A 19684-nucleotide genomic window follows, 5' to 3' on the forward strand; every position below is an offset into this window, starting at 1 on the left:
GACCCTCACCCTCCCACCGCTTCGCGGCGGGCCCCTCCCTCTCCCGCACGCGGGAGAGGGGATTGGAATCGCCTACCGTCCGTCATCCTCATTCGGTGGCCGCGGCGGGCGGTCGCCGGGGTCGGGGGCGGGCGACAGGCGCAAGGTGCCGTCGCGCTTGACCTGGAGGTTGACGCCGAGCCCCGAGATATTGCCCTCGACCGGCAGCGGGCCGGTGCCAGGGTCGATCACGGTCCCGTCCTCGTCGCCATCGGTCGCATTGTCATCGATCGGTGTCGGGGCGACCGGTGGTGGCGGCGGGGCGATGCCCAGCGCGTTCTGCATGAAGTCCTTCCACACCCGCGCCGGAATGCCGCCGCCCGACAGGCCGGCATTGGGGGTATTGTCGTCATTGCCGACCCACACGCCGACGACGAGGTCCTTGGCGAAGCCGACGAACAAGGCGTCGCGATTGTCCTGCGTCGTCCCGGTCTTGCCATAGGTCGGGACCGATAGCGCCGCCTGGCGCCCGGTGCCGCCGTCGGTCGAGGACGACAGCAGATCGAGCATTTCGTCGCGGATATTGCCGCCGAGCGACCGTGGCCCGCCGACGATGTTCGAATACCACGGCTTGCCCTCGCTCGCCTCGATGCCGCGCGCGCTGACCGGATAGCCGTCGCCGGCGATCGCCGCGAAGGCGCTGGTCAGTTCGAGCAGCGAGCCGGTCGAGGTGCCGAGCGCGATCGACGCGTCGTGCGCGATCGGCGTCGAGATGCCGAGGTCGCGCGCCGCCTTGATGACGTTGTCGATGCCGACCTTCTGGATCAGTCGTGCCGCCGCGACGTTGCTCGATTTCTGGAAGGCGCGGCGCAGCGTGATCTTGCCCTCGTAGCGGCCGTCGCTGTTCTTGGGGCTCCAGCCGCCGATCGTGATGGGTTCGTCCTCGATCATGTCGTCGGGAGTCATGCCGGCGCGCATCGCCGCCAGATAGACGAACAATTTGAAGGTCGATCCCGGCTGGCGCCGCGCTTGCGTCGCGCGGTTGAACGGGCTGGTCTTATAGTCCTTGCCGCCGACCATCGCGACGACACGACCGTCGGGACGCATCGCGACGATCGCGACTTGTGCCTGGCGCAGGCCCGCGCGCCTGACCGCACGCTCGGCGGCCTTTTGCAGTCGCGGTTCGAGCGTGGTGACGACCTTGGTTTCCTGGCTCAGGTCGCCTTGCGTATCGCGCGCCTCGGGCAGGACCCAGTCGGCGAAATAGGTGCCGTCGGGCAATTCCTTGACCGGTCGCACGCGGACCGAGGCCAGCCGGACGTCGGCCTGATCCCGATTGAGGAACCCGGCGGCGACCATCGCGCCCAGCACCACTTTCTCACGATCCTGCGCGCCCCGCAGATTGCCGGTCGGCGCCAGCTTCGACGGCGCCTTGACCAGCCCCGCCAGCATCGCCGACTGGCTGACGCTCAATTGCTCGGGCTCGACGTTGAAATAATGGAGCGAGGCGGCGCGCAGGCCATAGACGTTGTCGCCGAAATAGACGTTGGACAGATAGCGCGACAGAATCTCGTTCTTCGACAGCCATGCCTCCAGCCAGAAGGCGATCAGCGCCTCGCGCAGCTTGCGCCCGGCGGTGCGGTCCGAATCGAGAAACGCGTTCTTGGCCAGCTGTTGGGTGATCGTGCTGCCGCCTTCGCGCACGCCGCCCGCCATCATATTGTGCGCCATCGCGCGCATGATGCCCCAGGGATCGACTCCCCAATGCGAATAGAAACGCCGATCCTCGATCGCGATGAACGCCTGGCTCACATGCTTGGGCAATTTCGACGCATCGACCGGTTTGTCGACCGTCGCGCCTCGCCGCGCGATCGGCGTGCCGTCGGCGGCGAGCAATGTCACCGACGGCGGCGTCGGCGGCTGCAACGACTTGGAGAGCGGTGCGGTGATCGCGAGCCAGCCGACCAGGATCACGAACAGCACCACGAACGCCGCCATCGTGCGCACGATGATGCGGCCCCAACGGCGCTTCTTGCGAATGACGGGGAGGTTGGTGGAGTAATCCGGCCCAGCCGGCACCGCGCCACCCGCGGAATCGGGTGGAGGAATCGCTGTCGCCGCCTGGCTCAGATAATCGTCGGGATAGGCCGAATGTGCTCCCCAGCGGGGGTCGGGTCGTCGGCTGCCGTCAAAGGGGTCGTCGCGCATCCACTGCTTCCACACGGCCCACCGGGCCAACAGGCGTATTACTCGAATAACACAGGCCGTGCAATGCCGCTGTAGCAGATCGCGCGCAGGGAGGCTATCGCGGGACAATAGAGTCGTTATCAGCTTCGCTGAATCGGTACCGGCCCGCACCCCCACCCGGCCGCCCATAGAATACCCTGATTGGGCGGCCGGGTGGGGGTGCGGGCGGAGCAGGCCGAGGTTCCGGCGATGCGCACATCGTTGGAATGACTGCGTAGGGCGGTACCGCAACCGTTTCAGCCTGGCTGAAACAGAGTCTAGTGGCGAAGGAGCTGGGATGCCGGACAAACCGTTGATCGTCGGAATCGGGGGAACGATCGGGGCGGTGTCGTCGACCGAGCGCGCCTTGAGGATCGCGCTCGATGCGGTCGAGCGCGAGGGATTCGCGACCCGGTTGTTTGGTGGCGAGGACATGGCGCGATTGCCGCTTTATGATCCGCGCGCGACCTCGCGGACCTCGCAGGAGCGCGAATTCGTCGATGCCGTGCGCAAGGCGTCGGGCGTGATCATCGCCAGCCCCGGCTATCACGGCAGTCTGTCGGGCGTGGTCAAGAACGCGCTCGATCTGCTCGAGGAGACGGCGAAGGACGCGCGCCCCTATCTCGCCGACATGCCGGTCGGGCTGATCGCCACGGCCTATGGCTGGCAGGCGACGGGGTCGACGATCGCGGCGCTGCGCTCGATCGTCCACGCCCTGCGCGGCTGGCCGACCCCCTTCGCGGCGGCGATCAACACCCAGGTGACGCAGTTCGATGATCAGGGCGGCGCGACCGACCCGGCGGTGGTCGAGCAATTGTGCCTGATCGGACGGCAGGTCGCCCGCTTCGCGCCTTTAGTCGAGCGGACGAGTAGTTAGGCAACACAAAGCCCCTCCCCTTCAGGGGAGGGGTAGGGGGTGGGGGATGCCCCGCAGAGCGCATCGCTTGGGACTGCCCCACCCCAACCCCTCCTCTGAAGGGGAGGGGCTTTAACGGCCTATTTCTTCAACTTCTTCGCCATGTCGAGATGCTCCTGCACCTTCGGCGCGATCTCGCTGGCGGCGGTCTTCAGGCTGGGCGTGTCGCCCTTGTCGGCATAGCTTTTCATCAGCGACAGCGCGTCTTCGTGCGCGCTGATCTGGCCGTCGACATAGGCCTTGTCGAAATCGGCGCCCTTGAGCTTGCCGAGATCGTCGAGCTTTGACTGCAGGTCGCTGGTCAGAGTGGGGTCGGGCTTGATCTCCGGGGTCGCCTTGGCAGCCGCTGCCTTGATCTTGGCGGTCGATCCGGTGTGAGCCTCGATCATCGTCGCGGCGAACTTCTTGACGTCGGCCGACTCGGCGTTGGTTTTGGCGAGCTTGGCCGCGGCGATCTCGAATGCGTCGCTCTTGGCCGCCTTGTCGGCGAATTCCTGGCCGGTCGGGGTCGGGTTCAGCGCGTTGCCGGCGGCGTCGAGCGCATTCCCGGTGACGTTGCCGGCTGCGTCAATCGCTCCGCTGGTCGTATTCCCGACATCGGACCCGATATCGGTTACTGCATTGGCGGTCGTGTCCTGCGACTTTTGCGAGCAGGCACCCAGCGCCGCGATGAGCGCGATCGCGCCGAAGCTAAGTTTGGCGTTCATGCTTTCTCTCCTTCGAGGGGCACGAACGCCTCGACGGCGGCGGACGTTCCGATTTTCCGCCTAGGGTCCGTACTCAATCACGATCCTCGCCGTAATCGAGTACGGACCCTAGCCCAGGCTCGGCAGATCGAGTCCCTTTTCGCGCGCGCAGTCGATCGCGATGTCGTAGCCGGCATCGGCGTGGCGCATCACGCCGGTTGCCGGGTCGTTCCACAACACGCGTTCGAGCCGCTTCGCCGCCTCGGGCGTGCCGTCGGCGACGATCACCATGCCGGCATGCTGCGAATAGCCCATGCCCACCCCGCCGCCGTGATGGAGCGACACCCAGGTCGCGCCGCTCGCGGTGTTGAGCAGGGCATTGAGCAACGGCCAGTCGCTGACCGCGTCGGAGCCGTCGCGCATCGCCTCGGTCTCGCGATTGGGGCTGGCGACTGATCCCGAATCGAGATGGTCGCGGCCGATCACCACCGGCGCCTTCAATTCGCCGCTCGCGACCATCTCGTTGAACGCGAGGCCTAGGCGGTGGCGATCGCCCAACCCGACCCAACAGATCCGCGCGGGCAGGCCCTGAAAGTGGATCCGCTCGCGCGCCATGTCCAGCCAGCGATGGAGAGGCGCATTGTCGGGCAGCAGCTCCTTCACCTTGGCGTCGGTCTTGTAGATGTCCTCGGGATCGCCCGACAGCGCGGCCCAGCGGAACGGGCCGATGCCGCGACAGAAGAGCGGGCGGATGTACGCTGGCACGAAGCCGGGGAAGTCGAACGCGTTGGCGACGCCCTCGTCCTTGGCGACCTGACGGATATTGTTGCCGTAATCGACCGTCGGCACGCCCGCGGCCTGGAAATCGAGCATCGCGCGGACATGGACCGCCATCGACGCCTTGGCCGCCTTGGCGACGCCCTGGGGGTCACGCTCGCGCCCGTCGAACCATTGGTCGAGCGTCCAGCCGATCGGGAGGTAGCCGTTGACCGGGTCGTGCGCCGAGGTCTGGTCGGTCAGCAGATCGGGGCGGATGCCGCGGCGGAACATCTCCGGAAGCAATTCGGCGGCATTGCCGAGCAGGCCGACCGACACCGATTTGCCTTCGGCCTTGGCGCGGTCGAGGATCGCCATCGCCTCTTCGATCGTGTCGGCCTTGTGGTCGAGATAGCCGGTCGCCAGCCGCATCTCGATCCGGCTCGGCTGGCATTCGATCGCCAGGCACGACGCGCCCGCCATCACCGCGGCGAGCGGTTGCGCGCCGCCCATGCCGCCCAGCCCGGCGGTCAGCAGCCAACGGCCGGTCAGGTCGCCGCCATAATGCTGGCGGCCCATCTCGACGAACGTCTCGTAGGTGCCCTGAACGATGCCCTGGGTGCCGATATAGATCCACGACCCGGCGGTCATCTGGCCGTACATCATCAGCCCGGCACGATCGAGCTCGGCGAAATGCTCCCAGGTCGCCCAATGCGGGACGAGGTTGGAGTTCGCCAGCAGCACGCGCGGCGCATTCTCGTGCGTGCGGAACACGCCGACCGGCTTGCCCGACTGGATCAGCAGCGTCTCGTCGCCCTCCAGCCGGCGCAGCGTCTCGACAATGCGGTCATAGCTTTCCCAATCGCGCGCGGCACGGCCGATGCCGCCATAGACGACGAGTTCCTGCGGGTTCTCGGCCACGCGCGCATCGAGATTGTTCATCAGCATGCGTAGGGGGGCCTCGGTCAGCCAGCTTTTGGCGGAAAGTTCAGTGCCGGTCGCGGCCTGGATGTGGCGCTGATTGTCGATGCGGGTCATGCGGAATCCTTGGCGAAGGAAAGAGCGGCCGCGAGCACGCGCGAGAGGTCGGCGCGCAGCGGAGTGGCGAAGTCGAGATCGTAGACAGGCGGCCAGTTGTTCTCGTCGGGTTCGCCCGCGGGTTCGTCGAGATAGGCGCGCATCGCGATCTCCATCTGGATCGCGTGGACGCCCTTGCCGGGCTGGCCGTAATGGCGTGTCGTCCAACCGCCGCGGAAACGGCCGTTGAGGACATGGCTGCGGCCGGCGCATTGCGCGACCGCCGCATCGCTGAGCGCCGCGTCGCAAGTCGAACCGTTGTCGGTGCCGATGTTGAGTTCGGGAAGCTCGCCCTCGAACAGTCGTGGGACGCGACTGCGGATCGAGTGGCAATCGTACAGCACGACGCGCGGATGGAGCGTGCGAAGCCGCTCGATCTCGGCCTGGATCGCGGCGTGATAAGGCGTGAACCAGGTATCGCGCCGCATCGCCATGTCGGGCGCGGCGCCGTCGCGATAGAGCGGTTCGCCGTCGAACGTCTCGGTGGGGCATAGACCGGTGGTTGCTTGCCCCGGATAGAGCGACGCACCCGACGGATCGCGGTTGCAGTCGATCACGCTGCGCGACAGGTCGGTCCAGATGAGTGTCGCGTCGGCGAGACCGTCGTACAGCTCCCGGATATGCCAGTCGGCGTCGCGGATCGCCCACCAGCGCGAGCGGAAATCGCCGAGCAGCGCGTCTGGGATATCGGTGCCGCCGTGCGGGAAGGCGAGGATCAGCGGGGAGTCCCTGCGTTCGACGTGGAGCCAGGTCATACGGTCGCTCCTGCGCTCGCCCCAGAGTCCAAAGCCGTCCGTACTTCCCTCGTCATCCCGGCCTTGTGCCGGGATCCACCGGGCTGCAGGCTCCGGACAAGAGGCTCAAGCTTCGCGCTCGGTTGCCCGGTGGACCCCGGCACAAGGCCGGGGTGACGGGTAAGGGACAGGGCCGCAGTCATCCCACCACTCCCGGCAGCTCCCCCACCGCCACCAGCAGCCGCTTCGACCGCACCAATTCCGTCGCGATCGCCATGTCCGGTGCCATATGGCGGTCGTCGGTCAACGTCGGCACCCGCTCGCGCAACAGGCGGCGAACATGCTCGACCGGCTCGCTCGACAGCATCGGGGCGTGGAAATCGCACCCCTGCGCGCCCGCCAGCAATTCGATCCCCAGCACTGCGTCGACATTGGTTGCCATCTCGATCAGCCGCCGGGCGCCATGCGCCGCCATCGACACATGATCTTCCTGATTGGCCGAGGTCGGGATCGAATCGACGCTGGCCGGCGTCGCGCGCTGCTTGTTCTCGGACACCAAAGCGGCGGCGGTCACTTGCGGGATCATGAAGCCCGAATTGAGCCCTGGCTTGGGCGTTAGGAACGCGGGCAGCCCCGACAAGGCCGGATCGACCAGCATCGCGACGCGGCGTTCGGCGAGACTCCCGATCTCGCAGATGGCAAGCGCGATCATGTCGGCGGCGAAGGCGACGGGCTCGGCGTGGAAATTGCCGCCCGACAAGGCTTCGTCGGTCTCTGGGAAGATCAGCGGATTGTCCGATACGCCATTGGCCTCGGTCACCAATGTCTCGCCGGCCTGGCGCAGCACGGTCAGCGCCGCGCCCATCACTTGCGGCTGGCAGCGCAGGCAATAGGGATCCTGGACACGCGTATCGCCTTCGCGATGCGAGGCGCGGATCGGAGAGCCCTCCATCATCCGGCGCAGCGCGTCCGCGGTTTCGATCTGGCCGCGATGGCCGCGCAGCGCGTGGATGCGATGGTCGAACGGCGCGTCGGATCCCTTCGCCGCCTCGGTCGACAGGATGCCCGTGAGCAACGCGACGCGGTACAGCCGCTCCGCCTCGAACAAGGCGGCGAGGGCATAGGCAGTCGAGAATTGCGTGCCGTTGAGCAGCGCCAGCCCTTCCTTGGGACCCAAGACGAGCGGCGCGAGCCCCGCCTGTGCCAGCGCATCGGTTGCAGGCAGGCGCTCGTCACCGACGAAGATCTCGCCTACGCCGATCATCGCCGCGGTCATGTGGGCGAGCGGGGCGAGATCGCCCGACGCGCCGACCGACCCTTGCGCGGGCACCACCGGCACCAGTCCTTTGGCCAGCATCGCCTCGAGCAAGTCGACCGTCGCCGGCGCCACGCCCGACGCCCCGCGCGCGAGGCTGGCGAGCTTCAGCGCCATCATCAGCCGCGCGATCGGCACCGGCATCGGCGCGCCGACGCCCGCGGCATGGCTGAGCACGATATTGCGCTGGAGTGTCGCCAGATCCTCGTCACCGATCCGGACGCTGGCGAGCTTCCCGAACCCGGTATTGATGCCATAGACCGGCTCGTGCCGCGCCAGGATGCGGCCAACCGCCGCGGCGCTCTCGGCGATCGCCGGGCGGCAGGCCGGGTCGAGCACCGGCACCGCGCCTTCGTAAATCGCCTGCCACGCCGAATAGGGGACGGCACCGGGAGTCAGCAGCATTCGCCGTCCTTCACGCGTAGATGGAGAGGGTTGAAACCGACCCGGTAGACGAGCTCGGCGGGGTCGGAGATGTCCCAAATCGCGAGGTCGCATGCCTTGCCGGGCTCGATCGTACCGATCTGGTCGGCCAGGCCGAGCGCGCGGGCGGCGTTGACGGTCACGCCGCGCAATGCCTCGGTCACGGTGAGCCGGAACAGGGTCGCTGCCATATTGAGCATCAGCAACAGCGAAGTGGTTGGCGAGGTACCGGGGTTGCAGTCGGTCGCGATCGCGATCGGAACATGGTGCGCGCGGAACAGATCGACTGGGGGCAGCTTGGTCTCACGCATGAAGTAGAAGGCGCCGGGCAGCAGCACTGCAACGGTGCCCGCCGCGGCCATCGCCTTGGCGTCGGTCTCATCGGCATATTCGAGATGGTCGGCCGATAGTGCGCCGAAGCTCGCGGCGAGGCTCGCGCCGTGGAGCGCCGACAATTGCTCGGCATGGAGTTTCACCGGCAGCCCCGCGCGCTGTGCCGCGGCGAGTACGCGGCCGGTCTGTTCGGGCGTGAATCCGATGTCCTCGCAAAAGGCATCGACCGCGTCGGCTAAGCCGAGCGCTGCGGGGATCATCTCGTCGGTGACCAAGGCGACATAGTCATCGGCCCGCCCGGCATATTCAGGTGGTAGCGCATGCGCGCCGAGCAACGTGGTCGCGACGCGCACCCGCCGCTCATCGCTCAGCGACCGCGCGGCGCGCAGCATCTTGAACTCGTCGGCGACGGTCAGGCCATAGCCCGACTTGATCTCGATCGTCGTCACCCCCTCGGCCAGCAAGGCATCGAGCCGGGGCAGGGCGGTCGCGACGAGATCGGCCTCGCTCGCCGCCCGCGTCGCGCGCATCGTCGATACGATGCCGCCGCCGGCGCGCGCGATTTCCTCGTATGACGCGCCATCGAGCCGCATCGCCCATTCGCCCGAACGGTCGCCGGCATGGACCAGGTGCGTGTGGCAATCGATCAGTCCCGGCGTGATCCAGCGTCCGCCGCAGTCGATAACCTCGCCGGCCGCTGCCGGGGCATCGGCGCGCGGCCCGGCATAGGTGATCACGCCGTCACGGCTCGCGACCACGCCATCCTCGATCACGCCCAGCCCGTTGCCGGCCATGGTTGCGAGTCGGGCATTGGTCCAGGTCCGCTCCATGGCCTCCATCTTGCCCGCGCCAATTATTATGTCTAGACATAATCGACAGGAGGACCGATGCCGACACTCTGGTTCGAACGCGCATTGCTGCCCGACGGATGGGCTGAACAGGTCCGCGTCGCGATCGACGGCGCGACTATTTCCGCGGTCGCAACCGGCGTGGCGCCCGAGTCCCGGGACCAGCGCCATGGCGCGGCGCTGCCCGGCCTGTGCAACGTCCACAGCCACGGTTTCCAGCGCGGCATGGCCGGGATGTCCGAGCGACGCGGCCGGCCCGACGACGATTTCTGGAGCTGGCGAGAGGTGATGTACCGCTTCCTCGACCGCCTGACTCCCGACGATATCGAAGCGATCACTGCCCAGGCCTATGTCGAGATGATCGAAGGCGGGTTCACCCGCGTCGGCGAGTTCCATTACCTCCACAACGATCTCGACGGCGCGCATTATGCCGATCCGGCCGAAACCGCAGGCGCGATCGTCGCCGCGGCGGAGGCGACGGGCATCGGGCTGACGCTGCTTCCCGTCTTCTACGCGCATGCCGATTTCGGCGGCGCTCCTCCCGCGCCGGGCCAGCGCCGCTTTATTTCCGACGTCGACGGCTTCGCGCGATTGGTCGAGGCGAGCCGCGCCAAACTGCCCGCCGATGCCGTGCTGGGCATCGCGCCGCACTCGCTCCGTGCGGTGACGCCCGACGAACTCGCCGCGATCGTGCCGCTGGCGGAGAACGGTCCGCTCCACATCCACGCCGCCGAACAGGTCCGCGAGGTCGAAGCCTGTGTCGCCTGGAGCGGCGCGCGCCCGGTCGAATGGCTGCTCGACCATGCGGCGGTCGACCGCCGCTGGTGCCTGATCCACTCGACCCATATCGACGCGCACGAAACCGCGCGGCTTGCGGCGAGCGGCGCGGTTGCCGGCCTGTGTCCGGTGACCGAGGCCAATCTCGGCGACGGCGTCTTCCCCGCGGTCGATTATCTCGCGGCGGGCGGGCGCTTCGGCATCGGCACCGATTCGAACATCCTGATCGACGCGGCGAGCGAACTCCGCGCCATTGAATATTCGCAACGCCTGATGCTCAGGAAGCGTGCATTGCTGGTCGACGGGGCCGAGCCGTCGGTCGGCGCGACCTTGGTCGCCAAGGCGCAGGCAGGCGGCGCGCAGGCGCTCGGCGTGGCGAGCGGGATCGCGGTCGGGAGTGCCGCCGATATCGTATCGCTCGACCTCCAGCACCCCGCCTTGGCCGGTGCCGGCACCGATTTGCTCGACCGCTGGATCTTCGCCGCGCGTCCGGGCGCGATCGATTCGGTCTGGCGCGCGGGCCGCAAGCTTGTCGACCACGGCCGCCACATTGCCGCCGACACGATCGCCGACCGCTATCGCCGCACGGTCACTGCCTTGCTCTCATGACAGTCGAGGCGCGCATCCGCCGGGATATCGAGGCACGCATCCATTCAGGCGAATGGCGGCCCGGCCATCGCATCCCGTTCGAACACGAACTGGTCGCGACTTATGGGTGCGCGCGCGCGACGGTCAGCAAGGCGCTTGGCGGCCTTGCCAAGGACGGCCTGATCGAACGCCGCCGCAAGGCCGGCTCGTTCGTCGCGCATCCACAGGTGCACTCGGCGGTGCTCGAAGTCCCGGATCTGGCGCAAGTCATCGCCGCGCGGGGCGAGGAGTATCGCTGGCAGTTGACCAATCGCCGCATCGCCGACAGCGCCGGCGACGTCCCGCTCCCTGCGTTGCTGGTCGAAGGCGTGCATCACGGCGGCGGCGAACCCTTCGCGCTCGAACGCCGCCTGATCGCGCTGGCCGCGGTACCCGACGCCGCCCAGGAGAGCTTCGCCAATGAAGCGCCCGGCACCTGGCTCCTCCATCACGTCCCCTGGACCGCCGCCCGCCACCGCATCCGTGCGGTGGAGGCGAGCGCAGCCGAAGCGAAGGCACTCGGACTGCGTCCGCGCGGTGCTTGCCTCGAGCTCGAGCGCACGACCTGGCGCGCCGGGCAGATCGTCACGCATGTCCGCCAGCTGTTCCGCGGCGACCGCTACGACCTCGTCGCTGAGTTCAGACCCTAGTCGACGATCCAGAGGTATAACTCGCGCTGGTCGATGGTCTCGTGCGCGCGCGGCGCCCAGTCGCGTATCGCAAAAGCATGGCTGAGCACGCGGCTGCCGGGTGCTAGCTCGGTGCGGAGACGCGCGCCGAGCAGGCCGTGGATGTGCGGGACCAAATAGAGCGTGACGACACTGGCGGCCTCGAGCCGCGTCGCGAACAAATCCTCGCAGCGGAAACCGACAAGCTGCTCGACGCCGGCCGCACGCGCTGCCGCTTCGGCTTCGGCGATCCGCGCCGCATCGATGTCGACGCCAAGCGCGGTGGCGCCGCGGCGTGCGGCGGCAATGACGATACGGCCGTCGCCGCAGCCAAGGTCGATGAGATGATCGCCGGGCCCGACCTCGGCGAGATCGAGCATATGCTCGACCAACGGCTCGGGCGTCGGCCAGAAAGGGGCGTCGAGGTGATGCGGCGTGCCCGCCCAGGGGCCGCGGATTGCCTTGAAGGCGCGATCCTCGGCGTTTTCCGCGCTGGTCACGGCCGGGCGGCCCGGCTCGATCGCATTCTGCTTCTTATCGAGGCTTGCGCCCATTTCCAGCCGATCATCTCTGGTCCGACCCCTTTGATACCGAGAATGGAGGGCCAGCTAGCCAGGGTCAATCCGACGCAGGCATTGCTCGCGGTTCGCGCCCGCAAGCTGAATTTCAGCTGGGTTTAGAAAATGGTGCTGCCGGTGAGGATTGAACTCACGACCTCAGCCTTACCAAGGATGCGCTCTACCACTGAGCTACGGCAGCACTCACGCGGGACCAAAGGCCCCGACGGAGGCGCGCCTATGTCCGTCGACCCGGATATTGTCAAGGCGCGGTGGACGGGTTTAGGCGATTCACCAAGATGACCGCCAAGAACGACAAACCGGACCGCGCCGCCCGCCTGGCCGAACAATTGCGCGCCAATCTGCGCCGCCGCAAGGCGCAGGCGCGCGAGGGCGCAGCCGTGGAAACCACGAAAGGCGATGACGCGGACCGCGCGGACGACTAAGCAGCACCGCCATGAATCGTCCCAAGCTCTCGATCGTCGTCCCCTGTTATAACGAGGCACTGACCCTCGAAACGCTGCACGGCCGTGTCACCGCCGCCGCCAAGGCGGAGGTCGGCGAGGATTACGAGCTCGTCCTGATCAACGACGGATCGAAGGACGACAGCTGGTCGATCATGCGCAGGCTGTCGCAAAGCGATCCGCGGCTCGTCGCGATCAACCTGTCGCGCAATCATGGCCACCAGCTCGCGCTGACCGCCGGGCTCGATCTCTGCGCGGGCCAGCAGATCCTGATCATCGACGCCGATCTGCAGGATCCGCCCGAACTGCTCGGCGACATGCGCAAGATGATGGCCGCAGAAGAAGCCGACGTGGTCTATGCCGTCCGCCGCAAGCGCGAAGGCGAGACTCTGTTCAAGAAGGCGACCGCCGCGGCTTTCTATCGCCTGCTCGATCGCGTCACCGATACGCCTATCCCGCTCGACACCGGCGATTTCCGGCTGATGTCGCGCCGCGCGCTCGATGCGTTCCTGGCGCTGCCCGAACAGGCGCGGTTCATCCGTGGCATGGTCGCTTGGATCGGGTTCCGCCAGGTGCCGTTCCCCTATGACCGTGCCGAACGGTTCGCGGGCGAGACCAATTATCCGCTGTCGAAGATGCTGCGCCTCGCGTTCGACGCAATGACCGGCTTTTCGACCAAGCCGCTGACCTTCGCCAGCCATGTCGGCCTGGCGCTGACCGGGGCGTCGTTTCTGCTGCTGATCTATATCGCGGTCGGGTTCTTCTCGGGGAGCGCGGTGCCCGGTTGGACGTCGCTCGCGTTCATCGTCGTACTGCTGGGCGCGGTGCAGATGTTCGTGCTCGGGATGATCGGCGAATATCTCGGGCGGCTGTACGTCGAGTCGAAGCGGCGGCCGCTATATCTGGTGTCCGACGTGGCGGGGCCAGTGCAGGGCAAGGCGACCTTAGGCTATCGGGCGGAGGATCGCGATCAGGCATTCCCCTCCCGTTTACGAGCTTCAGGTCGGTCAGGCTCCCAGCCTGACCTGAACGATGCGGAGCATCGTTCACCTGAAGCTGGGCTAGGGGAGGGTGTGTTGCCCGTACCCGATACCAAGGCGGCCGAGTAACAGACCCTCCCCCAACCCCTCCCGCGAGCGGGAGGGGAGAAAATTACCCCTTCGGCACCGCCAGGGTCAGGATCGACACGCCTGGCGTCATCGGCACGCGCCCGACCATATGGCGTTCCAGCCGGAAGATCGCCTCGAACAATTTGTTGACCGGTCCCGGCGGCGGCGAATCGTCGCTGTCGTCGCGGCCGGTCAACCGCCCGGCCACCCGTGCCGCGGCGGCGAGTGGGAACAGCAATGAGTTGAAATAGCCGAACTTGCGCGTCTCCAGCCCCGCCGCCTCGATCGCCTTTTTCAGGCTGGCCTTGGAATAGCGGCGATGATGGTGGTTCACGACGTCGTGCGCCGACCACATCCATTGGTGCGCGGGCACCGCGATCAGGATCTTGCCGCCGGGCTTCAGGCAATCCTTCATCGCGCGCAATGCGGCGACATCGTCGTCGATATGCTCGACCACGTCGAGCACCGCGATCATGTCATAGGCGCCGCGCTCGATCCCCGGCAGCGTCGGCAGCGGCGCGTTGCTGACCGGCTTGTTGAGCCGCTTGCTGGCGATCGCGGCGGCGGCGGGATCGATCTCGATCGCGTCGACATCGCCGAATTGCTGGAGCATCGCGAGATTGTGCCCGGTGCCGCAGCCGATCTCCAGGATGCGGGCCTGTTTGGGCAGATCGGCGTAGCGCGCGACATAATCGTGCAGGATGTCGCGGCGTGCGACATACCACCAATGCGACGAGTCATGCTCCGCCATGCGGTCGTAAACGATACGGTCCATTATTCGGGGCGATCCAATATTCGGGGGCGAGCCATCAGGCGAACACCAGCCAGCGATTGAGGATGAACGTGAAGATCGTCGCCAGCGCGATCGCTGGCAAGAGCGGCGCCCAGGCCGGATAGCCGAGCAACGCGGTGCCGACCCAGGTGATCACGGCGTTGAGCCCCATGCCCGATGCCTGCACCATGACGAACTTGACCTGTTGCGTGCCGCCGGGCTGGCGCGTGCCATGTCCCTTGAAGCTCCACCGGCTGTGCAGGAAGAAGCCGGCGGTCACCGCGACGGCGAAGGCGAACGGGACCGCATAGACTGCGTGCGCGGCGGGGAACACCCAGGTGGTGAGCGGCAGATACACGGCGGAATAGATTAGCGTCGAAAGGCCGCCGGCGATACCGAAGCGCACCAGCTGGCCCATCAGCCCGCTCTCTCGCCACGTATCGATTTGTTTGAGAATTGCCGTCACACGCTTGCCCCGGGAGTGGGCGCCGCCTTAGGGCCTGTACCCCCGCCCGGCAATGGCCACGATCGCTTCGCTCGGGCGCCTTTTGACGCATCTCCGCGTCCGGTCGTCGGTCACGATGCCCAGGGCATCGATCCCTCCTCACTCCTAGATATGCGCCAAAATTCGCTCCGTCGTGGCCGTTGCCGGGCGCGGGTACAGGCCCTAAAGCGCCCCGACGCGCGAGGGAAGCATTTTGAGCAAGATCGAAAGCTGGTGGTCCGACCTGGTCGTTGAACTCGATCGGCACTGGATCAAATACGCGCTGCTCGCCTGGTTCATCGTCGGCCTGTGGTATGTCATCACCGCCTGGCCGCAGATCCGGTCGCTGGGGCTCGGCGATACCGACGACAATATGCGGCTGATGCAGGTCCGCGCGCTGCTCAACGGGCAGGACTGGTACGACCTGCGCGATTATTACCTCAATCCGCCGGGCGGCTTCGACATCCATTGGAGCCGCATCGTCGACTTGCCGATCGCTGGGCTGATCCTGATCCTGCGCCCGTTCATCGGCACGTTTTGGGCCGAGCGAGTCGCGTGCGGCATCGCGCCGCTGCTGCCGCTGTCGATCGCGTTTATCGGGCTGGGCGCGACGGTGCGCCGGCTGGTCAGCCCGCATGCCTGGCCGCTGGCGATGGCGTTGCTGGTCTGCGCGTGCACGCCGACGATGCTGATGTTCGCGCCCGATCGCATCGATCATCATGGCTGGCAGCTGGCGATGCTCAGCCTGACCGTCGCCGGGCTGTGCGATCCCAAGGGCGCGCGCGGCGGCGTGATCGTCGGACTGGCAAGCGCGGTCAGCATCTCGATCGGCCTGGAAATGCTGCCTTATGCCGCGATGGCGGGCGCGATCATCGCGCTGCAATGGATCTGGGATCGCGGCGAGGCACGGCGGGTCGCGGCCTATGGGGTCAGCCTGGCGAGCGGCACCGCGCTCGGTTACGGCGCGTTCGCATCTTATGCCAATTCGGTGATGCGCTGCGACGCGCTGACGCCGGTCTATCTGACCGTGATGCTGGTGGCGGGCGGATTGCTGTTCGTCCTGGCCTGGCTGAGCCCGGCGTCGCGTTGGGCGCGGCTCGGCCTCGCCGTCACCGCCGGTGCGGTGATCGCCGCGGGCTTCGCCTGGCTGTTCCCGCAATGCCTGGGGCGGCCCGAACAGGTATCGCCCGAATTGGTGCGCAATTGGCTCGACAATGTGCGCGAGGCCAAGCCGATCTATCAGCATCCGTTCCGCCAGGCGTTCCCGATCGTGACCTTGCCGATCATCGGCCTGCTCGGCGCCGCGATCGCCACCAAGCGCGCCGTCGACGATCGCGCGCCCAACATGGTCGGCTGGTCGGCAGTGACCTTGTTCACCTTGTTCGCCTGCCTGATGCTGTTGTGGCAGACGCGCGCCGGGCCGGCGGCGCAATTGCTCGCGGTGCCCGGAGCGGCGGCGCTGATCTGGATCGCGGTGCCGTTGCTGCTCGACAGTCGCAACATGCTCGTCCGCGTTATCGGGCCTGTCGCGGTGGTGTTGATAGCCTCGGGCATGTTCAGCGGGCTGTCGCTCAAATTCCTGCCGATCGACAAGCCTGACGCGCGGATGATGACGATCAACCGCGCCGGTGCGCGATGCCCCTCCTTTACCAGCCTCGCGCCACTCAATCGATATCCCAGCGCGACGATCTTCAGCTTCGTCGATCTCGGCCCGCGGATCATCGTCGTCACGCATCACAAGGCGGTGGCGGGCCCGTATCACCGCAACGGCGACGCCATCCTCGATGTCCAGCATGCCTTCGGCGGCAGCCCCGAACAGTTCCGCGCGATCGCCAAGAAGCATGGCGCGACCTTGCTGCTGATCTGCCCGAACATGGCCGAATCGACGATCTATCGCGTGCGCAACCCAGGCGGCTTCTACGATCGCATGGCGAAGGGCGAGATTTTCCCATTCCTCCAGCCATTGGAATTGCCGAGGAATTCGCCGCTCAGGTTGTTCCGGATAAACTAACCCCTCGTCACCCCAGCGAAAGCTGGGGTCTCAAGCCGCGTCGCGCCTTCGCTCGAGACCCCAGCTTTCGCTGGGGTGACGGATTTAGAGGGGTGACGGATTAAGAGAAGAGCTGGGGCGGCCGGTTAGGTCAGCCCCAGGCTGATCCGGATGCCGTCGATCACGAACTGAACCGCCAGCGCGCCGAGCAACACGCCCAGGATGCGGGTGATGACCGCCTCTATCCGTGCCCCGAGCAACCGCATCAACGGGCCGGCGGCGAGCAACGCCACCAGAGTCAGCGCCAGGATCGTCGCTAGTGCCGCGAGGACCGCTGCCACTTTCTCGAGACCATGGTTGCGGCTCATCATCAGCATGACCGAGGCGATCGATCCTGGGCCGGCGATCATCGGCATCGCCATCGGGAAGATCGACACGTCCTCGACTTCGGGGCTCTGCGCGACCTTGGCAGCACGATCCTCGCGGCGCTCGGTGCGTTTCTCAAACACCATTTCGAGCGCGATCAGGAACAGCATGATGCCGCCCGCGATGCGGAACGCCGACAGACTGACGCCAAGCGCCTTCAACATCGCCTCGCCGACCGCGGCGAACACGAACAGGATGATCGCTGCAACGACCACCGCGCGGATCGCCATCGATCGGCGATGCGCGGGCGTCGCGCCATGCGTCAGCCCGGCATAGATCGGTGCGCAGCCGGGCGGATCGATGACGACGAAGAAGGTGACGAGCGCGGAGAGGTAGAGCTCGATCATCCCGCAGCGGTCCGGTCGGTAATGACCAGCTTCATCCGGTGGCCGTCCCAAAGCCACACGTCCAGGCTTTGCCCGCCATCCGGGGCGACGTGCCAGCGCCATGCGAGGGTGCGATCATTGGATTGGCCTTCGCTGGTTTCGCCATCGCGATAGCGTACTGACGCGACAGTCGTCGGATGGCCTCGGCACGATGCGCGCGTCACACGCGGCCGGTCGCCGGCAGCGCGCGGGCTGGACAAGGCATCGCCTCTATCGACCAGCCATTTCCACCCACCGCCGGGCTGTCGCGCCCAGATCGTCGAGAAATAGCCGTTGGCCTTGGCCCAGCCCCGGATCCACGGCCCGGTATTGGCCGCGTGCCCGCCGTCGCAAGACACAAAGCTGTCGGCGGCCCACCACATGACCGAATTGGGCGGGTCCTTGCGATCTTTCAGCCAGGTCTGCGCCCTGGTTGGTTGCGGCAGGAACATCACCGCCTCGTCATCGGCCCAACGGCGAAAGGCCGTCCACTGACCGTCGGTTTGCGCATCACGAGCGAAGGATCGTTCGGCATCGGCCGCACTGCGTGGTGCGTCGCTCGATGCCGCCAGCATGAGCAGCAACGGGATCACAGCGCGTCCTTGTCGTACAGCACCTTCTCGCGGCGATGCGCGGACACCAACGTATTCCTGAGCAACACCGCGATCGTCATCGGCCCGACCCCGCCCGGCACCGGGGTGATCGCCCCCGCGACGCTCAGCGCGCCGGCGAAGTCGACATCGCCGACCAGACCCTGTTCGGTGCGGTTGATGCCGACGTCGATCACCGTCGCGCCGGGCTTGATCCACTCGCCCTTGACCATTTCCGGCCGGCCGACCGCCGCCACGACGATGTCGGCGCGCTTGACCACGCTCGACAGGTCCTTGGTCTTGGAATGCGCGACGGTAACGGTGCAGCTTTCCTTGATGAGGAGCTGCGCCATCGGTTTGCCGACGATGTTCGACCGCCCGATCACCACCGCGTCGAGCCCGGCGAGGTCGCCGAGCTGATCCTTGAGCAGCATCAGGCAGCCAAGCGGCGTGCAGGGCACAAAGCCGTAAAGCCCTGTCGCCAGCCGTCCGGCATTGACCGGGTGGAAGCCGTCGACATCCTTGTCGGGATCGATCCGCGTCGTCACCGCGCGCTCGTCGATATGCCCGGGCAGCGGCAACTGGACCAGGATGCCGTCCACAGCGGGATCGGCGTTCAACTGGTCGACCAATGCCAGCAAATCGTCTTGCGACGTGTGCACGGAAAGCTTGTGCTCAAAGCTCACCATTCCTGCGCCGATGGTCGCCTTGTGCTTGCTGCGGACATAGACCGCCGACGCCGGATCCTCGCCGACCAGCACCACCGCGAGCCCGGGCGCGCGCCCTGTCGCTTCACGGAATACCGCGACCTGTTGCGCCACGCGCTCGCGCAATCCCAGCGCGAACGCTTTCCCATCGATGATGTTCGCCGTCATGGCTCGGCCTGATAGAGCGCGGCGGCGATCTTCGCCAGCGCTTCGGCATCGCCGGCGATCGCCAGCCGCTTCAACCGGGCGCGATCACCGGCGATCAGCCGGACTTCCCGCTTCGCTACCCCGAAATGCTTCGCGGCAAGCTCGATCAGCGCGACGTTGGCGGCGCCGTCAACTGGAGGCGAGGTGAGCCGCGCCACCACATGGCCGGAGCCCGGCGAAAGTTCATTGCGTGACGATCGCGGCGTCACGCGCACCGCGATCTCGATTCCGTCGGGTGTCGTGCGCCAGCCGCTCAGAGCGCGCCCGCGCCGACCCACCACAAGGCCAGCCGCCCGATCGCGATCTGGATGCACCAGATGATCAGCAATACGACCAGCGGCGACAGATCGAGCGCGCCGAAATCGGGCATGATGCGCCGGATCGGCCGATAGAATGGCTCGGTGATCCGATCGAGCGCCGTCCAGATCGCGCGCACGGTGTCGTTGTGCGTGTTGATGACGTTGAACGAGATGAGCCAGGACAGGATCGCCTGGATGATGATGATCCACTGCGCGACGGTCAGCAGGACCTGCAGGATACTGAGGATGGTAATCAATGTTGTCTCCGGACGTGCGGCCCTGTCCGGATCGATATAGGAACGAACCGGCCGCGAACAGCCCTTGGAGCGTGATGACGTGGGTTTGACCC

General features: G+C 66.7%; 20 protein-coding genes and 1 tRNA gene. 6 read left to right on the plus strand and 15 right to left on the minus strand.

Going from position 1 to position 19684, the window contains the following annotated elements; genetic code table 11:
• Positions 1-72: 72 nt before the first annotated feature.
• Positions 73-2187 (minus strand): transglycosylase domain-containing protein, encoded by a 2115-nt coding sequence (locus tag SMA01S_RS17960; protein WP_066825592.1) that lies wholly within the window; start codon positions 2185-2187, stop codon positions 73-75.
• Between the two features lie 316 nt (positions 2188-2503).
• Between SMA01S_RS17960 and SMA01S_RS17965 the strand changes: the two genes are divergently transcribed.
• Positions 2504-3082 (plus strand): NADPH-dependent FMN reductase, encoded by a 579-nt coding sequence (locus tag SMA01S_RS17965; protein ID WP_066825595.1) that lies wholly within the window; start codon positions 2504-2506, stop codon positions 3080-3082.
• 119 nt (positions 3083-3201) lie between these two features.
• Here the strand turns inward: SMA01S_RS17965 and SMA01S_RS17970 are convergent, their stop codons facing one another.
• The 5 genes from SMA01S_RS17970 to hutI form a co-directional block, all read right to left on the minus strand.
• Positions 3202-3828 carry a DUF4142 domain-containing protein gene (locus SMA01S_RS17970; RefSeq protein ID WP_066825598.1) on the minus strand — a complete coding sequence of 209 codons (627 nt, stop codon included), beginning with the start codon at positions 3826-3828 and terminating at the stop codon, positions 3202-3204.
• A gap of 108 nt (positions 3829-3936) precedes the next feature.
• Positions 3937-5601 carry a urocanate hydratase gene (hutU, locus tag SMA01S_RS17975; RefSeq protein WP_066825601.1) on the minus strand — a complete coding sequence of 555 codons (1665 nt, stop codon included), beginning with the start codon at positions 5599-5601 and terminating at the stop codon, positions 3937-3939.
• Positions 5598-6395 carry an N-formylglutamate deformylase gene (hutG, locus tag SMA01S_RS17980; RefSeq protein ID WP_066825609.1) on the minus strand — a complete coding sequence of 266 codons (798 nt, stop codon included), beginning with the start codon at positions 6393-6395 and terminating at the stop codon, positions 5598-5600. The genes hutU and hutG overlap by 4 nt, the downstream gene beginning before the upstream one ends.
• Positions 6396-6573: 178 nt before the next feature.
• Positions 6574-8094, minus strand: coding sequence for a histidine ammonia-lyase (gene hutH, locus SMA01S_RS17985; RefSeq protein ID WP_066825613.1), 1521 nt, complete (start codon positions 8092-8094; stop codon positions 6574-6576).
• The gene (gene hutI / locus SMA01S_RS17990; RefSeq protein WP_066825641.1) at positions 8085-9275 is read right to left on the minus strand and encodes an imidazolonepropionase; all 1191 of its coding nucleotides are present in this window, start codon (positions 9273-9275) and stop codon (positions 8085-8087) included. The genes hutH and hutI overlap by 10 nt, the downstream gene beginning before the upstream one ends.
• Before the next feature lie 57 nt (positions 9276-9332).
• On the opposite strand from hutI, the gene SMA01S_RS17995 reads away from it, so the two are divergent.
• Positions 9333-10679, plus strand: a complete 1347-nt coding sequence (locus SMA01S_RS17995; RefSeq protein ID WP_066825616.1) for a formimidoylglutamate deiminase — start codon at positions 9333-9335, stop codon at positions 10677-10679.
• On the plus strand, positions 10676-11347 hold the full coding sequence (hutC, locus tag SMA01S_RS18000) for a histidine utilization transcriptional repressor HutC (RefSeq protein WP_066825619.1): 672 nt from the start codon (positions 10676-10678) through the stop codon (positions 11345-11347). The genes SMA01S_RS17995 and hutC overlap by 4 nt, the downstream gene beginning before the upstream one ends.
• On the opposite strand, the gene SMA01S_RS18005 is transcribed toward hutC, so the two are convergent.
• Positions 11344-11919: an SAM-dependent methyltransferase gene (locus tag SMA01S_RS18005; protein WP_066825622.1), complete on the minus strand. Its 576-nt coding sequence runs from the start codon at positions 11917-11919 to the stop codon at positions 11344-11346. The genes hutC and SMA01S_RS18005 overlap by 4 nt on opposite strands.
• 130 nt (positions 11920-12049) lie before the next feature.
• A tRNA-Thr gene (locus SMA01S_RS18010) sits at positions 12050-12124 on the minus strand.
• Between the two features lie 97 nt (positions 12125-12221).
• Here SMA01S_RS18010 and SMA01S_RS24890 point away from each other — a divergent pair.
• A complete protein-coding gene (locus tag SMA01S_RS24890) occupies positions 12222-12368 on the plus strand; it encodes a hypothetical protein (protein ID WP_169803389.1) in 147 nt (48 codons plus the stop codon).
• A gap of 11 nt (positions 12369-12379) precedes the next feature.
• Entirely contained in the window at positions 12380-13495 is a 1116-nt protein-coding gene (locus SMA01S_RS18015; RefSeq protein ID WP_084250411.1) for a glycosyltransferase family 2 protein, read from the plus strand.
• Positions 13496-13538: 43 nt separating this feature from the next.
• Here the strand turns inward: SMA01S_RS18015 and SMA01S_RS18020 are convergent, their stop codons facing one another.
• Both SMA01S_RS18020 and SMA01S_RS18025 read right to left on the minus strand, forming a co-directional pair.
• Positions 13539-14270: a class I SAM-dependent methyltransferase gene (locus SMA01S_RS18020; RefSeq protein ID WP_066825625.1), complete on the minus strand. Its 732-nt coding sequence runs from the start codon at positions 14268-14270 to the stop codon at positions 13539-13541.
• Between the two features lie 34 nt (positions 14271-14304).
• On the minus strand, positions 14305-14685 hold the full coding sequence (locus SMA01S_RS18025; protein ID WP_084250412.1) for a GtrA family protein: 381 nt from the start codon (positions 14683-14685) through the stop codon (positions 14305-14307).
• A gap of 280 nt (positions 14686-14965) precedes the next feature.
• Here SMA01S_RS18025 and SMA01S_RS18030 point away from each other — a divergent pair, with 280 nt between their 5' ends.
• Complete coding sequence (locus SMA01S_RS18030) at positions 14966-16762, plus strand: AcrB/AcrD/AcrF family protein (protein WP_245649324.1); 1797 nt, start codon at positions 14966-14968, stop codon at positions 16760-16762.
• Between the two features lie 125 nt (positions 16763-16887).
• Here the strand turns inward: SMA01S_RS18030 and SMA01S_RS18035 are convergent, their stop codons facing one another.
• The 5 genes from SMA01S_RS18035 to SMA01S_RS18055 are packed head-to-tail and all read right to left on the minus strand — an operon-like array spanning position 16888 to position 19592.
• The gene (locus SMA01S_RS18035) at positions 16888-17514 is read right to left on the minus strand and encodes a MarC family protein (protein WP_066825629.1); all 627 of its coding nucleotides are present in this window, start codon (positions 17512-17514) and stop codon (positions 16888-16890) included.
• Positions 17511-18125, minus strand: coding sequence for a hypothetical protein (locus tag SMA01S_RS18040; RefSeq protein WP_066825632.1), 615 nt, complete (start codon positions 18123-18125; stop codon positions 17511-17513). Before SMA01S_RS18040 ends, SMA01S_RS18035 begins: the two co-directional genes overlap by 4 nt.
• Positions 18122-18997 (minus strand): bifunctional methylenetetrahydrofolate dehydrogenase/methenyltetrahydrofolate cyclohydrolase FolD, encoded by an 876-nt coding sequence (gene folD, locus SMA01S_RS18045; protein WP_066825635.1) that lies wholly within the window; start codon positions 18995-18997, stop codon positions 18122-18124. The genes SMA01S_RS18040 and folD overlap by 4 nt, the downstream gene beginning before the upstream one ends.
• Entirely contained in the window at positions 18994-19350 is a 357-nt protein-coding gene (locus tag SMA01S_RS18050) for a DUF167 domain-containing protein (RefSeq protein ID WP_369405676.1), read from the minus strand. Before SMA01S_RS18050 ends, folD begins: the two co-directional genes overlap by 4 nt.
• A complete protein-coding gene (locus tag SMA01S_RS18055; RefSeq protein ID WP_066825638.1) occupies positions 19290-19592 on the minus strand; it encodes a YggT family protein in 303 nt (100 codons plus the stop codon). Before SMA01S_RS18055 ends, SMA01S_RS18050 begins: the two co-directional genes overlap by 61 nt.
• Between the last annotated feature and the right edge of the window lie 92 nt (positions 19593-19684).

Source organism: Sphingomonas mali NBRC 15500, assembly GCF_001598415.1.
In the GTDB taxonomy this organism is placed as follows: Bacteria; Pseudomonadota; Alphaproteobacteria; order Sphingomonadales; family Sphingomonadaceae; genus Sphingomonas; species Sphingomonas mali.

Coding starts and splice junctions, on each gene's coding strand:
- SMA01S_RS17965 (WP_066825595.1), top strand. CDS start 2,504: ATGCCGGACAAACCGTTGATCGTCGGAATCGGGGGAACGATCGGGGCG.
- SMA01S_RS18025 (WP_084250412.1), bottom strand. CDS start 14,685: ATGGGCCAGCTGGTGCGCTTCGGTATCGCCGGCGGCCTTTCGACGCTA.
- SMA01S_RS17995 (WP_066825616.1), top strand. CDS start 9,333: ATGCCGACACTCTGGTTCGAACGCGCATTGCTGCCCGACGGATGGGCT.
- hutI (WP_066825641.1), bottom strand. CDS start 9,275: ATGGAGCGGACCTGGACCAATGCCCGACTCGCAACCATGGCCGGCAAC.
- hutH (WP_066825613.1), bottom strand. CDS start 8,094: ATGCTGCTGACTCCCGGTGCCGTCCCCTATTCGGCGTGGCAGGCGATT.
- hutG (WP_066825609.1), bottom strand. CDS start 6,395: ATGACCTGGCTCCACGTCGAACGCAGGGACTCCCCGCTGATCCTCGCC.
- folD (WP_066825635.1), bottom strand. CDS start 18,997: ATGACGGCGAACATCATCGATGGGAAAGCGTTCGCGCTGGGATTGCGC.
- hutC (WP_066825619.1), top strand. CDS start 10,676: ATGACAGTCGAGGCGCGCATCCGCCGGGATATCGAGGCACGCATCCAT.
- SMA01S_RS17970 (WP_066825598.1), bottom strand. CDS start 3,828: ATGAACGCCAAACTTAGCTTCGGCGCGATCGCGCTCATCGCGGCGCTG.
- SMA01S_RS24890 (WP_169803389.1), top strand. CDS start 12,222: ATGACCGCCAAGAACGACAAACCGGACCGCGCCGCCCGCCTGGCCGAA.
- SMA01S_RS18035 (WP_066825629.1), bottom strand. CDS start 17,514: ATGATCGAGCTCTACCTCTCCGCGCTCGTCACCTTCTTCGTCGTCATC.
- SMA01S_RS18020 (WP_066825625.1), bottom strand. CDS start 14,270: ATGGACCGTATCGTTTACGACCGCATGGCGGAGCATGACTCGTCGCAT.
- SMA01S_RS18005 (WP_066825622.1), bottom strand. CDS start 11,919: ATGGGCGCAAGCCTCGATAAGAAGCAGAATGCGATCGAGCCGGGCCGC.
- SMA01S_RS17960 (WP_066825592.1), bottom strand. CDS start 2,187: ATGCGCGACGACCCCTTTGACGGCAGCCGACGACCCGACCCCCGCTGG.
- hutU (WP_066825601.1), bottom strand. CDS start 5,601: ATGACCCGCATCGACAATCAGCGCCACATCCAGGCCGCGACCGGCACT.
- SMA01S_RS18015 (WP_084250411.1), top strand. CDS start 12,380: ATGAATCGTCCCAAGCTCTCGATCGTCGTCCCCTGTTATAACGAGGCA.